Raw genomic sequence first — 12947 nt, forward strand, 5'->3', positions numbered from 1 at the left:
AAAGTGGAATTCGGGAGGGGATCGATCAGGAGCGCAACAGGCCCGCGGCGGGGAAGCCGCCATAGGGCAGCGGCTTGTCCTGGCCGAAGCGCAGCTTGCAGCTGCGTACCCGACCGCCGCACTGGTCACGCGCCGGATCATCGGTGGCGACGTCGTCGCTGTCGGCCACCGCTGGACCGTTGTAGCCGCAGTACGCGCCGCGATAGCCGCCACGCACCAGCCAGCCACACATGCCGGCGATGATCTGCCTGCCCGGCAGCTGCTGCCCATTGAGATCGATCGCGGTGGTCAGCTCGAATTCGACCATCTGCTTGTCCTCACCGATCTTGCGCTCGATGAACCAGACTTCATCAGGGAAGTGCTCGCCAGGATCCGCGCTGGGATTGCCTTCCTCGAAGTTGGCGGCATCCAGGTACTTGGCCAGTGTCTGCCGGCGGATGATGCGTGCACCGACCAGGTCATCGAACAACAGGCACATGGCGGTGATGCGGCCATCGATGTTGCTCACGCGCAGGCGCGGGTTCGGCGGCTGGTCGCTGGTGCGCTCGAAGCCGCTGGCCTCGATCGGCCAGGGGCCATATTCCTGGCCCTGCCACCAGATGAGGCCACTCTGCAGGTGCGCATGGAAGAAGAGCTTGTCGGCGCCGAAACTGCTGGCGTCGAGTTCATAGACGGTGATGCGGCCACCCGGCCCAAGCTGCTGGGCATCGGCGGTGATCATGGGGTGTTCTCCTGTGCGGCATTGGGAAGAGGAGGTGGTACGGGGTACCGTTCCTGGCCGCACGGTACGATGACGTGGTGGCCTGGGCGCAGCGAGGCAGTGGTGGTGAAGCAGGCGTGCTTTGGCGCCTGCGGAGCAGGGGTTGTCATGGCTCAGAGCTCCGCATCGGCCTGGACCAGCACCTGCGAGGTGGTCGACCACACCACCACCGCACCCCAGAGCTGCATGTTGTTCGGCATCGAGGCGATGACTGCCGCGTCAACGGTGGACTGCCAGCTGGGCGCTCCGCCGTCGAAGTTGACCAGGTTTCCGGCATTGCCGAAGCCCACCAGGTTCAGCGCGGTGGACGGCGAGGAGATTCTGGGTGCTGAGCGCTTGCGCACCTTGAACGGGATGCACGCTCGCGTGTCGCCGTTGGCGGTGTAGGTGATGCCGATGATCCGGTTTACATCCACCGTCTCGTAGTAGCGCTGGCACAACAGCAGCTCCAGTGCTTCGGACCGGCGGTCGAAGTCGGTGGCGGTATCGCCTTCTTCGATCTGCACTTCGGCCAGTTGCACGCTGCCGCTCTTCTGCCCGGCAGCGAACGCGCGGCCGCCGAAATCGGCACCTGCGTCCAGCCAGAAGCTCAGTTGCAGGTAGCTGTCCGGGCCCAGCGCCTTGCCGGCAAGACCGGGAACTTCCACGGTGACCTGGTACCATCGCCACAGCGTATCGAGCACGACCGAGGCGCCGATGCTGTCGCGCGCGGTAGACCCACTCGTTCCGTAGGACTGCTGCAGCTCCACGCCGATGCGGAAGTCGTCCACCGAGGCGCGCGCCTTGAAACTGATCGTGACGGTGCGCCCGGCCAGTGTCCGGACATCCTCGATGCGCTGTTGGACCAGCGCCATGTTGCCGGCACCGGCAACGCTCTGCACCTCCAGCCGAAGCAGGTGGCGCGACCCAGCCAGCAGGCGCCCTCCCTGGCCGCCGCCTGGAGGCACATCCTCGCGTGAGGCAGCCACCCTGGTGCCGATGGCATTGACCGCCCAGCGGTCAGCGATGTAGCGAGAGCCCGTGGATGCAGGGAACGCTGCACCGCGCTGCCAGAACCGGAAGTCGCCGTTGATGAGCGGGTTCCTTCCGGCCATGCGGCCTTCCAGATGCATGAGCGCCGATTGCGCGTCGTCCAGACCAGCGTAGATCTCGGCGAAGTTGTCGTTGATCTTGGTGAATGCCGGTCGCTGGGTCTCACCTCGTTTGCCGTTGGGCTGGACGGTGTCCAGGTCGATGATTCTTCGTGTCATGTGCACTCCTCGCTGCGTGCGCCGGTGTTGACGACCAGGGTCAGATCTCGGCGTCAGCCGCCCAGTTGCCGCCCACCAGATAGGCATAGAACGGCGTCAGGCCAGAACCGAAATCAAGCTGAAGCGTGAATCCATCGGGACGAAGGAACAGCGGGACAGCCATTCCGCGTGACCACCCGTTGCCGTTGAACAACGACCAGTAGCCGAGGGCCGGCGCCACTTCACTGTTGGAGTAGAGCGTGAGTGCGGGCACAGTGCGTTTGGCGACCTTGAAGGAGATCTGCTCACTGCGCGCCAGGCCTGCCTGGAACGCGGCGGCGACGCCCTGCGGTGACGGCATGCCAAGCTGCGGTGCCTGTTCCAGCGGGAAGCTCTTCTCGTAGTACCGCTGGCACAGCATCAGCTCGGTTGCGTCATCACGCATGTCGTAGTCGGTAGGTGTCGCCCCCTTCTCCAACTGCATGCAGGTCAGCGAAAAGGACCCAGACTGGCCGACAAGCTGTCCGCCATAACCACCGGGTGTCGCAAAGTCGACGATGACGTGCAGCTTGCTGTTGGCTCCCACGGTCTTGCCAGCAATGGATGGCAACTCGACGGTGAAGTACCTGAGCGCGGCCGCGGTGCCGATCTCCTGGACGCCTGCCCGGACCGTCACATCCGGAGACCCATTGGTACCAAACGTCTGGATGAAGCGAACGCCGATGCGGCAGCCCGGCGTCGCGGCCCATGCCTGCATGCTCAGCGTCACGGTACTTCCCGCCAGCGTCTGCACGCCTTCCACCGGCTGGGTGACGAACGCCTCGGTCGCGGCCGTCGATCCGGTGAGATCGCAGTTCATGAATCCCGTGACCCCGAATGCCGGGGCATCGAAGCTGCGGCGTGACACCGCGACCTGCCCCGCCCCGGTGCATACCACCTGGAAGCGATCGGGAACATACACCGCCAGAGGCGACACCACAGTGCGGCTGCTGCCCCGTTGCCAGAACCTGAAGTCACCGTTGATCAGCCGGTTCCGGCCGTTCTGCCTGCGCCGGAGATCCTGCACCGTGGTTTCGAGTTCATCCAGATCCGTGTAGAGATCGGCGAAGTTCTCATTGACCTTGGTGAAGGCCGGCCGTTGCGTCTCACCCCGCTTTCCGTTCGGCTGCACGGTATCAAGGTCGATTGTGCGTCGTGCCATGCGTCGTCCTCCTCAGCCGCCGATGATTTCCGGCGCCTGCTCGGCAGGCCAGCCGAATGCATCCGGCTGCGGCAGTTGCGCCTGGACCTGCCGCCAGTCCGGCACGTTCTCCTCGGCGGTGGACTCAATAGTCTCCAATGCGAGGTTGACCCCGTCGCGCCAGGCAATCATGGCGATGGCGTCCTGCGCATAGCGCGGCACCGCACTGCCCGCGTAGCTGCAGCAACTCTCGATGCTGTCATAGCCGCGATCGCGGGCACACTGGGCCATCCACTCCCACGCCTTTCCGCGGATGAAGCGATGGAACTGCGCCGAGCCGGGTACGAACAGCGGCGGTACCGGCTCCGGCTCATTGCCTGCCGTACACCAGGCTTCATAGTCATTCCACAGACGGTGGCCACGTGGAATGAAGGCGCCGGTCTGCAGGCACTTGATGGTGTCGATCTCTTCGGTCAGTTGATACATGTCATAGCTCCGCGTCGGCGGTCCAATGGAAGGAGGAGCCCCAGTTGCCTGCGGCGGATTGGTAATTGACCTGTGCGCCGGACTGGCCGGCATATACGATGGATGTCACCGTGCCGATGCCGCCGCTTGCGCCGGATATGCGCCCTGCCTGCCCGTTCACATCGCTGTAGACCGTGTAGGCTGGGATGGCCCGCTTGGGCACGCGACACCGGATATGCGAGGTGCTGCCAACGCCGACACTGCGGTCGTAGAACTGGTTGTCGCGTCCGATGCCATCGGCCGTGCCAGGCGGCACATCCAGGTTGTAGCTCTTCTCGTAGTAGCGCTGGCACAGCTGCAGCTCGTGGGCCAGCGGGCGCAGGTCGAATGCCGTTGCCCTGTCGCCGCGCTCCAGCTGCATCATCGCAAGGCCGAACTCTCCGCTCTGACCGGAGATGACACCGCCATAGGCATCGGCGCACAGATCCACCACGAGCCACAGGAAATCGCTGTCGGCATTGCTGCCCAGCGTCTTCCCCTTCACCGATGGCAATCGCGCACTGAGCTGGAAATAGGTCCAGGACGCGGCGGTGACCGCTACGGTTCCCAGCTCTACGCTGACCGCGGCGGACGGCGAACCACCGGTGCCAAAGTGCTGGATGAGACGAACACCGATGCGTTTTCCTGGCGGGCCATAGGCGAAGCCGGAAACCACCACTTCGCCGTCGGACAGCGTGGCGACCCCTTCGACCTTCTGTGCGACATAGGCGCTGCTGCCTGCACTGACCTTGGAGACAACGCTGTTGAGGAAACGGCGCGATTCCGGCGCGGCACCGCCGGCAGGAAGATTGGCCCCGCGATTTGCGGTATGCGTGCAGCTCAGCGCTGCCACGGTCCAACGATCGGCCACATAGATCTCGCCGCCTTGGGTGGTGCCAGTGCTGGCCCGCTGCCAGAAATCGAAGTTGCCGTTGATCAGGCGGTTCCTGCCTGGAGCCGCGCTCTGCAATGCGCTTTCCAGCGAATCCAGCGCGCCATACACTTCGGCGAAGTTGTCGTTGATCTTGGTAAACGCCGGGCGCTGGGTTTCGCCCCGCATTCCGTTCGGCTGAACGGAATCGAGGTCGATGATTTTTCTCGTCATTGCTGTCGTCCTGTTCCCTGCGGGCGCCCCATCAAAGCTCGGCGTCGGCCCACCAATGCCACCAGCCGCCCCAGCGGCCTGGATTGTTGGTCCAGCTGACTTCGTACCCGGAAGGCGAGGCGTAGTTGACCAGGCAGGGCACGCGGGAGATGTTGTCTTCCGCGATGTGTCCATCCTGCTGGATGTTGTCGGCCGAGATGATCATCACGTAGGGATGGGCACGCTTTGCCGTCTGGAATCGCACGCTCTGGTAATGCGCCATTCCCGGTGAGTTGATCGAGAATGCCTCGCGCCCTTCGTTGTGCGCCGTGTTGGGTACGATGTCGAGGTTGTAGCTCTTCTCGTAGTAGCGCTGGCACAACGCCAGTTCCACACCTGGCGGCCGCCAGTCGAAGCATGTCGCTGCGCGGCCCGATTCGACCTGGAACTGGGTAAAGCCGAACGAGCCGTTCTGTGCCACCAGCTCGCCCTTCTGACCAGCACCGCACAGGTCGAACACTACGTAGAGGTGGTCGTTGCCGTTGCTGCCGAGCACCTTTCCCCGGGTACTCGGCAACGTCACCGTGATGCTGTGACGTTTGGCGGTGGTGCCCAGTGTGAGCACACCGGCCTCCAGCACCACCTGCGGCGAGGGTGAGCCTCCGGTTCCGAAATCCTGGATGACACGCACGCCCACACTGCGACCGGGCGCATCAGAGTTCGCCCATACCGAGATCGTGATGTCTCCACTTGCACTGCCGACACCCTCGATCTTCTGCCCCATCCAGGCGCCACTTCTGGCGATGGCCTCGGATACGGTGCAGACCAGAATCGACCGTGTGTCTTCCGGAAATCCGGCTTGCCCGTCGTACGCCACCCGCTGCACGTCGTGGTTGCAGACCAGCGCCGAGTTCGTGAAACGGTCGGCGAAGAACACTTCCGCGCCCAGCGTCCCCGACCCACTGCCAACACGACCAGATGTACGGCGCTGCCAGAACTGCAGGGCACCATTGATGAGCAGATTCCTGCCTGGAACGCGCTCGGTGATGGCATTCCCCACTATCTGCGGGATTTTCGCCACTTCAGTCAACGCGTCGTAGACTTCGGCGAAGTTGTCGTTGATCTTGGTGAACGCCGGGCGCTGTGTTTCACCCCGCTTTCCGTTCGGTTGAACGGAATCGAGGTCGATGATCTTTCGTGGCATTTGTGCTGTTTCCTTGATGGTTTCGGTTGCGAAGGAACGCTCTCCAGCCCTCCCGCGGACCTCAGATTTCGGCATCCATGGTCAATCCAGTGCCCTCCGCTGCCGAATCTCCGCTCTGCAGGATGCCGGCCTGACCCGCTGCTGCAGTGTTCAGCGCACCGATGATGGTCATGCGGGTCGACGTAACTTCCGCCGCACTGAGCGCTGTCAGGCTGGTTGCACCGTCTCCCGTGAGCAGCCGCCATTGCGATGGGTTCGAGAAGGCGACCGCGGGTACCGACCGCATTCGCTGATTGAATCGGTAGGTGAGGTACACCGCGTTGTCGCCCCGGATCAGGCCCACGCCCGCGTTGAAGCGCGATCCACCGTCGAACGGCACGCCAGTGGCATCCACCTGGTAGTAGCGTTGGCACAGCCGCAGCTCTTCCCCCTTCGGCCTCCACTCGAACGGCGTCGCGAGCGGGCCCGCCTCCCACTGGAACTCTCCGAAGTACAGCTGGCCCTGTTGCGCGCCCAGTCCTGCGGTGCGGCTGGCGAACTGCGTGCCCGCCGTCACCCATATGCAGACCACGGCCGCACCGTCACCGGACAGTGCCTTCCCTGAGATGGAAGGCAGGGTCACCGTCCTGCGGATCCGGTTCAGGCCGGAGGCCAGCTCGACCACCTCCGGCGCGATTCCCAGCACAGGCGTGCTTCCCCCCGCGCCAAAGGTCTGGGCGAATTCAAGGGCGATCTTCCGCCCGGCGGCGCCGGCGTTGAACACCAGGAACGAAACGGTGCTCTCCACGCCCGCGAAGTTGCGGACGTCTTCCACGCGCTGCTCGAAGACAAAGAAGTGTTTTGTGCCATCCGTATTGCCACTCGAACTGACCGACAACGTGAAGGTGCTGAACGGGAAGTTGTTGTCGCCTGCCGCTGCGGGATTGCGCTTGAACACGGCGTCTTCGACGTTGCCCATCTGCAGGAACCATCGGTCGGCTGTGTAGTTCCCGGAGATGCCGAAGCTGCTGCCGCGCTGCCAGATGTCGAAATTGCCATTGATCAGGCGATTGCGCCGTGCCGGCGCGCGCATCATGGTATCGGCGAGCTGCCCGGGCAGGCCGTCGACTGCCTGGCCAACCTGCTGGAAGTTCTGGTTGATCTTGGTGAAGGCCGGCCGCTGGGTCTCCCCACGCTTTCCGTTGGGCTGGATGGTATCCAGGTCGATCCGTTGAAGATCCATGCTCATCCCTACGCGTGGAAGGTCTGCTCGAAGGTGGCGGTGATGGTCGATACCTGGCCGCCGAGATGGCTGTCGGTGTAGGAATCACACATGTACAGCCCCTGCCCCAGTGGCCCTTTCCACAGGAAGCTGCGGCCGGCATGACCATCCAGGAAGGTCACGATCTCGTTGATCGTTTTGCGGTTGCCGACGAACTGCAGCTGGTAACTGCGTGAAGTGGCGTTCAGGCCATCGGCAGCGGCCTGCGCATAGCCATCTCCGAACTTCGCGCGCTTCACGGCGGCGGTGGTGGTTCCAGTACTCTGGCTGGTTGCCGGCCAGGTGAAGGTGTCGGTCATTGCATGGCACTCCTGCTGAGCACACCACCTGCCTTCAGGTCACGACTCTGCAGCTCGCGGTACTTGCGTTCCACGAACTGGCCGATCTCGTTGCCGAACTGCTGCAGCATGCTTTCGTTGGTGGTGACTTCCTTGCCACCGTTGTTGTCGATGCGGATGCTGACTCCCACTCCGCCGCCACCGCCGCCACCGTGCGCGGCCACACCCAGGCGGCCGTCCGGCCCGCGCCGCAGCGGCATGATCGCTTCCGGTCCCGCTTCGCCGAACACGCCGGCGCCCTTGGCGAAGGCGAACAGCTGCGGAGTGTTGTAGACACCGCCGGAATAGGCCGACAGGCTCGGCGACTGGTAGACGCCACCGTTGGCGTTGGCCTCCACCCCCGTGCCATATCCGAACAGGCCCGCGATCTTTTTGACGCCCCAGACGATTGCCTGTTGGATGGCGATCATCTTGAGATCGGCGATGATCGACTTGGCCAGATCCTTGTAGTTGGACTTGCCCGTCTTCACGAAGCTCTGCAGTGCCGCCTCTGCGCCGGTGAACGCCTTGGAAAAGGCATCCTGGGTGGACTTGGCGGAGTTCTCGGTCTTTTCCATGTACTCGCCGAGCGCGCTGCCGAAGCCCTTGCGGAACCCCGAAAGTCCTGTGGTGCCCTTGGTGTCCTTGGCGTCCTTGGTTTCGCCCGCCTTGGCATCACCGACCTTGGCGTCCTTGGCAGTCGCCACGCCTGCAGCCACCGCCGCCGCGTCCGTCGCTGCATCCTTGGGCGTCAGGTCGACCCCCATCAAGCCGGCGATCTTCCTCGCCCCCCAGACCAGTGCCTGCTGTGCGGCGATCATCTTGAGGTCGGACAGGATGGACTGGGCCAGTTCCTTGTACTTGGACTTGCCGGTGGTCACGAAGCTCCTCAACGCTTCGTCGGCGCCGGTGAATGCTTTGTCGAAGGCTTTCTTGGCAGCCGTGGCGGTGTTTTCGGTCTTGCCGATATAGTCGCCGAGCGCGCCGCCCAGGCCCTTGCGGATGCCTGCTAGGCCCTTGTCGTCCTGTTGGGCCTTCTCTTCCTTCTTTGCAGCCTTGCCGGCGTCCGCGCCCGCTGCGGTTGTTCCTGCCTTCGCCGCCGCCTGCAGCTGCGTGTTCAGGGCGGTCAGCTGCGTGGACAGTGCGGTGACCAATGATGCGCTGGTGGTCAGCACGGCATTGAAGGCCTGCTGCACCGTGTTGATCTTCTCCAGCTGCCGCTGGAACTCCTGTGTGGTGCCGGTCATCTCGGTCATGCCGCGCCTTGCTGCCTGCATGGCCGTTTCCAATGCGTTGCTGGCCTCCACGGTGGTCCGTGTGCTGCCAGGCGATGTAGTGCTCATTGAGTGTTCCTCGGGAGAGTCGGCTCCGCTTCGGCGGAGCCTGGATCGGCCATCGGCATTGCCGCGATGACCGGCTCATTCCTGTTGCATCTGCTCCAAGGCAGCGCGTTCGATGATGCGGATGGCCGCCATCACCTCGTCATGCTGGTCGCCGTCGAGCGCTTCGCGCTCCAGCTCCCGGTAGACCACGTTGTAATCCAGCCCGATCGGGCCACCTGCGCCGACGCGCCACTGGGTGGCAACCCGCGAGAAAAGTTCGATGGGAAGCACGCACTCCGGCCACAGCTCGACCTGCGGTGGTGGAAAGTGCTTTGCCTTCAATCCAAGCTTCATCAGCTCGGACTCGGTGGGGGCCCGCCAGTACAGGGCCCCCACCGCCTCAATCAGTTTCCCTTGCGTGCGACCTGCAGGGCCTGGGTGTAGCCACCGATGATGGCGCCATCCAGGCCGGCCTGCTGCTGCAGCGCCAGCTCGACGCCGGCGGTGTCCAGCGCCACATCGGCATCCCAGTCCACCACGATGTCCAGGATGGCCTGGGCCACGCTCAACGTGTCATCGCCCAGACGCTCCAGCAGGCTGGCGTAGTCGGCTACCGACAGGTGCCGGTAGGTCAGGTTGAGCTTCTGCTCGCGGCCGTGACCGACGATGGTCAGGGTGCTCTTGAAGCTCTCCGGCGCCTTGACCTGGAACATCAGGCGCCCTCGACCAGGATGGAGTCTGCCAGCGCGGTGAAGGTCGCGGTGGTGCCCATCGGGGTGTTGGCGGCCATGGTCGGGTCGCCGTTGTAGCTCAGGTAGCCGTACCAGTACAGCACGTCGCCACCGACCAGCTTGGCCCGCAGGATCACCGGCTCGCCCTTGGCGTCAGCGTTCTTCAGTGCCGAATACCACGGCTTCTTCGGATCGTAGAACAGCGGCAGGGTGATGGTCTTGGCGTTCTTGAAGGTCGGCATCTGCACCTGGCGACCGGTCGGGTCTTCGAGCAGCGTGCCGCTCCAGTACTGCTGCTCGCCACCGGCGGTGGTCGGGTCGCCCTGCTGGTCCAGGTCGACGAAGGCGCCCGCCTTGCGCAGTACACCGGCACCGCTGGTGCCGGGGAACAGCACGGTATCGGTGGTGTCGATGCCCAGCAGTTCAACGCTGCCGGTGGCTTCAGCACCGGCGCGGGTGGCGCGGTTGTTCAGGGCCGGCCAGCCCGGCAGTTCAATGACCACCACATCGCCGGTGTCGACGCTGTTGGCGGCAACGCTGGCCAGCGCCGGCGCAGCCTTGGAGATCGCGCTGGTGGCGATCGCGGTGGAGACGACCGGTGCGAAGCCGAACTGGGTGCCCTTGGGAAGCTTGAGTGCCATGGTGTATTTCCTCGTTGGATAAAAAAAAGCCCGGCGAATGCCGGGCTGGGGTGTTGCACGGGTGATGCGGTTTACGGGTCGACGTACCACAGGCCGAAATCGAGCCGCGCGCCGTACTTGTGCAGCATCGGCTCATGCACGGCGATTGCAGCGCCGAACGATTCGGCGGTCGGCAATCCTGCGCATACCTGATCCTCGATGTTGCGGATCAGGGTGTTGGCCTGGGCGCGACTGTCTGCCCAGACGGTCAGCTGCACGCGAGCGTGCTTCTGTTCGGGAATGGAACCTTCGTTGAACCACACGGACTGTCCACCCATCTGCTGGTAGACGGCACACGGATAGATGACCGGTTCCGGCGGAAGGTCGGGATACAGCCGGCCCTGCAGCAGCGGGGCCAGCAGCGCGTGCAGCTGTGCTTCGTAACTCATCGCGGTGTCCTGGTTGGCGTCGCTCAGGCGATGCCTGAAGACTGTTCGGTGAACAGCACCGTGGTCTGGCGCCGGCTGAAGTCGGGCGCAACGCCGGTGATGTTGAAAACACGACCGTCATGCACGATGCGCATGCCGGCCTGGATGCCTGCCTGTCGTGCGGCTGCCAATCGGACATGGAAGCGCTGGCGCCGGATCGTTGCCGGCAGGCGGCTTTCCAGCGTCAGCCGCTGCACGCTGTCTGCGCGGTCGGCGATGATGGCGGCCCACAGTTCTGCCACCGGCTGCCAGGCGTCCAGCGGCTGCCCCCACGCATCGAGCTGGCCGTCCTGGCGCTCGATGCGGATGCGGCGATTGAAGTGGCCGGCGTTCATGGCGTTGCTGCCGATCGGTACGGATCAAGCAGCGCGGCCACGCCGAACGGCAGCTCCATTGCGATGGCAGCGGCGCCTGCCGGTGCATCGAACGTCTGCGCAGAGACGACCACGGCTTCGCGATGGGCGTACAGGTGGCCCAGCAACAGGCGCACCGCTGCACGAATGCTGTCGTTGACCGGCATGCCCTGCAGCAGGCGCGCACTGCGCGCGGTCGCCACGGCCAGGCGGCGATCGGCCACATCACGCATGGCCTTGGCCTTGGCCGCGTTGGTCTCGGCATTGGCGGCGGCAACCGCGGCTTCATGCCCGGTCACCGCCGCCGCCATGTCCTGCGGCAGCTGGTCCAGCGCCTGGTCCAGCGCGGCCTGATCGGCGTACAGCTCGCGGCCCAGATAGGCCGCGGCTGCGTCGCTGGCTGCGGCCAGCAGGTCACCCAGGATGGCGTCGTCAAAATCGCCGTCGATACGGCAGTGCGCGCGGCACTGCTCAAGGGTCAGCAGGGGCATCGAATCCTCCTTCGTTGATGGATGTGGAGTGCCCCGATCCTGCGCGCACGGCGGCGCCCCACGCGATCACCAGGACGGCGCGGGAAAGGCAGGATCGGGGCGGAAAACAGAACGGCTGCGACGGGGACGTCAGGGCCGGTGGCGGTGACCTCGCAGCGCGCGACGGCGCAAACGAAAGAAGCCCCCGGGGTCACCGGAGGCTTCTATGTCATCGTGGTACAAACGATACGCTTCGGGTGTGCACCCGTCAATCCGCAAACGGTTACCAGTCTGGTGACTTTTCCAGGCGCTGTGCGGGCGTGGTCATGGCGACGTGCCGCAGGCTGGATAGAATGGCAACGCGCTGCTTCCGCAGCCCATTTCCCGCTGGATTCCCGCATGCCTGCCAACACCGAACGCTTCTTCGATGCGCGTACCGAACAAGGCGTGCTGCGCCTGTCCATCGCAGGCTCATTGCTGCTGGCTGCCGCTGCGGTGGTATTTGGTCTTCTGGCCAATTCCTCGCTGATCATCTTCGATGGCATCTACGGCCTGATCGATGTGGTGATGACGTGGCTGTCACTGCTGGTCGCGCGTCTGATCGCACTGTCCACCAGCACCGACGCGCTGCAGTCGCGGCTCAACCAGCGCTTCACCATGGGCTTCTGGCACCTGGAGCCCATCGTGCTGGGGGTGAGCGGCACGCAGATGATCGGCGCGGCACTGTATGCGCTGGTCAATGCGGTGGATGCGCTGATGTCCGGCGGCCGCCACATCGCACTCGGCCCAGCCATCGCCTTCGCCGGGTTGTCGATCATCGGCGAAGGTGCGCTGGCCTGGTTCGTGCTGCGCGCCAACCGCCGCATCGGTTCGGAGTTCATCGCGCTGGACGCGAAGAACTGGGTGATCGCCGCCAGCATGTCGGCCTGCTACCTGCTGGCCTTCCTTGGCGGCGTGCTGGTGCGCGGCACCTCGCTGGCCTGGGTCGGGCCGTACATCGACCCGGCCATCCTTGCCTTCGTCTGCGTGCTGGTGATGATCGCCCCGCTCGGGACGGTGCGCCGGGCGCTGGCCGGCATCCTGCTGGTCACCCCGCCGGAACTGCAGGCGCACGTGGACGCGGTGGCACGCGCGATCGTGGCCAAGCATGGCTTCGTCGAGCATCGCAGCTACGTCGCCCAGGTGGGGCGTGGCGAGCAGATCGAGTTGTTCTTCGTGGTACGCGAGGACGACCCGCCGCGGCCCCTGCTGGAATGGGACCAGCTGCGCGACGAGATCGGCGATGCGCTGGGCGAGGCCTCGCCGGACCGCTGGCTGACCATCATGTTCACCACCGACCGCGAGTGGACGATCTAGGCCAACAGGACGATCAATCAAGTTTTTCGTACGGACTGCAACCCAACGTACGCAGAAACCGGGCAAAG

At 64.5% G+C, this 12947-nt stretch carries 16 protein-coding genes; 1 reads left to right on the top strand and 15 read right to left on the bottom strand.

What is annotated here, in order from left to right; all coding sequences use genetic code 11:
- Positions 1-25 precede the first annotated feature (25 nt).
- From VG556_RS13560 to VG556_RS13630, 15 genes are all read right to left on the bottom strand, one after another.
- Entirely contained in the window at positions 26-721 is a 696-nt protein-coding gene (locus tag VG556_RS13560; RefSeq protein WP_100450905.1) for a phage minor tail protein L, read from the bottom strand.
- Positions 722-873: 152 nt separating this feature from the next.
- Positions 874-2010 carry a hypothetical protein gene (locus VG556_RS13565; protein WP_100450904.1) on the bottom strand — a complete coding sequence of 379 codons (1137 nt, stop codon included), beginning with the start codon at positions 2008-2010 and terminating at the stop codon, positions 874-876.
- Between the two features lie 40 nt (positions 2011-2050).
- On the bottom strand, positions 2051-3190 hold the full coding sequence (locus VG556_RS13570; RefSeq protein WP_053494634.1) for a hypothetical protein: 1140 nt from the start codon (positions 3188-3190) through the stop codon (positions 2051-2053).
- 12 nt (positions 3191-3202) lie between these two features.
- Positions 3203-3655, bottom strand: coding sequence for a hypothetical protein (locus VG556_RS13575; RefSeq protein ID WP_100450903.1), 453 nt, complete (start codon positions 3653-3655; stop codon positions 3203-3205).
- Position 3656: 1 nt separating this feature from the next.
- Positions 3657-4778, bottom strand: a complete 1122-nt coding sequence (locus VG556_RS13580) for a hypothetical protein (RefSeq protein ID WP_146257713.1) — start codon at positions 4776-4778, stop codon at positions 3657-3659.
- A 31-nt stretch (positions 4779-4809) separates the two neighbouring features.
- Entirely contained in the window at positions 4810-5961 is a 1152-nt protein-coding gene (locus VG556_RS13585) for a hypothetical protein (protein ID WP_100450902.1), read from the bottom strand.
- 61 nt (positions 5962-6022) lie between these two features.
- Entirely contained in the window at positions 6023-7189 is a 1167-nt protein-coding gene (locus tag VG556_RS13590; protein WP_100450901.1) for a hypothetical protein, read from the bottom strand.
- A 2-nt stretch (positions 7190-7191) separates the two neighbouring features.
- Entirely contained in the window at positions 7192-7521 is a 330-nt protein-coding gene (locus VG556_RS13595; protein WP_049441818.1) for a phage tail protein, read from the bottom strand.
- Positions 7518-8882: a phage tail tape measure protein gene (locus VG556_RS13600; RefSeq protein ID WP_046428054.1), complete on the bottom strand. Its 1365-nt coding sequence runs from the start codon at positions 8880-8882 to the stop codon at positions 7518-7520. The genes VG556_RS13595 and VG556_RS13600 overlap by 4 nt, the downstream gene beginning before the upstream one ends.
- A 75-nt stretch (positions 8883-8957) precedes the next feature.
- Positions 8958-9215, bottom strand: a complete 258-nt coding sequence (locus VG556_RS13605) for a DUF1799 domain-containing protein (RefSeq protein WP_014645600.1) — start codon at positions 9213-9215, stop codon at positions 8958-8960.
- Between the two features lie 50 nt (positions 9216-9265).
- Entirely contained in the window at positions 9266-9574 is a 309-nt protein-coding gene (locus tag VG556_RS13610) for a phage tail assembly chaperone (RefSeq protein ID WP_014645599.1), read from the bottom strand.
- Positions 9574-10233, bottom strand: coding sequence for a phage tail protein (locus VG556_RS13615; RefSeq protein WP_014645598.1), 660 nt, complete (start codon positions 10231-10233; stop codon positions 9574-9576). The genes VG556_RS13610 and VG556_RS13615 overlap by 1 nt, the downstream gene beginning before the upstream one ends.
- A gap of 71 nt (positions 10234-10304) precedes the next feature.
- Positions 10305-10661: a tail completion protein gp17 gene (gp17, locus tag VG556_RS13620; protein ID WP_014645597.1), complete on the bottom strand. Its 357-nt coding sequence runs from the start codon at positions 10659-10661 to the stop codon at positions 10305-10307.
- A gap of 23 nt (positions 10662-10684) precedes the next feature.
- Positions 10685-11035: a head-tail adaptor protein gene (locus VG556_RS13625; RefSeq protein ID WP_014645596.1), complete on the bottom strand. Its 351-nt coding sequence runs from the start codon at positions 11033-11035 to the stop codon at positions 10685-10687.
- The gene (locus VG556_RS13630) at positions 11032-11544 is read right to left on the bottom strand and encodes a head-tail connector protein (protein ID WP_014645595.1); all 513 of its coding nucleotides are present in this window, start codon (positions 11542-11544) and stop codon (positions 11032-11034) included. The genes VG556_RS13625 and VG556_RS13630 overlap by 4 nt, the downstream gene beginning before the upstream one ends.
- A 378-nt stretch (positions 11545-11922) precedes the next feature.
- Between VG556_RS13630 and VG556_RS13635 the strand changes: the two genes are divergently transcribed.
- Positions 11923-12879: a cation diffusion facilitator family transporter gene (locus VG556_RS13635; protein ID WP_100450900.1), complete on the top strand. Its 957-nt coding sequence runs from the start codon at positions 11923-11925 to the stop codon at positions 12877-12879.
- The last annotated feature ends 68 nt before the right edge of the window (positions 12880-12947 follow it).

The organism is Stenotrophomonas sp. CASM106 (assembly GCF_049384825.1).
GTDB classification, from domain to species: Bacteria; Pseudomonadota; Gammaproteobacteria; order Xanthomonadales; family Xanthomonadaceae; genus Stenotrophomonas; species Stenotrophomonas muris.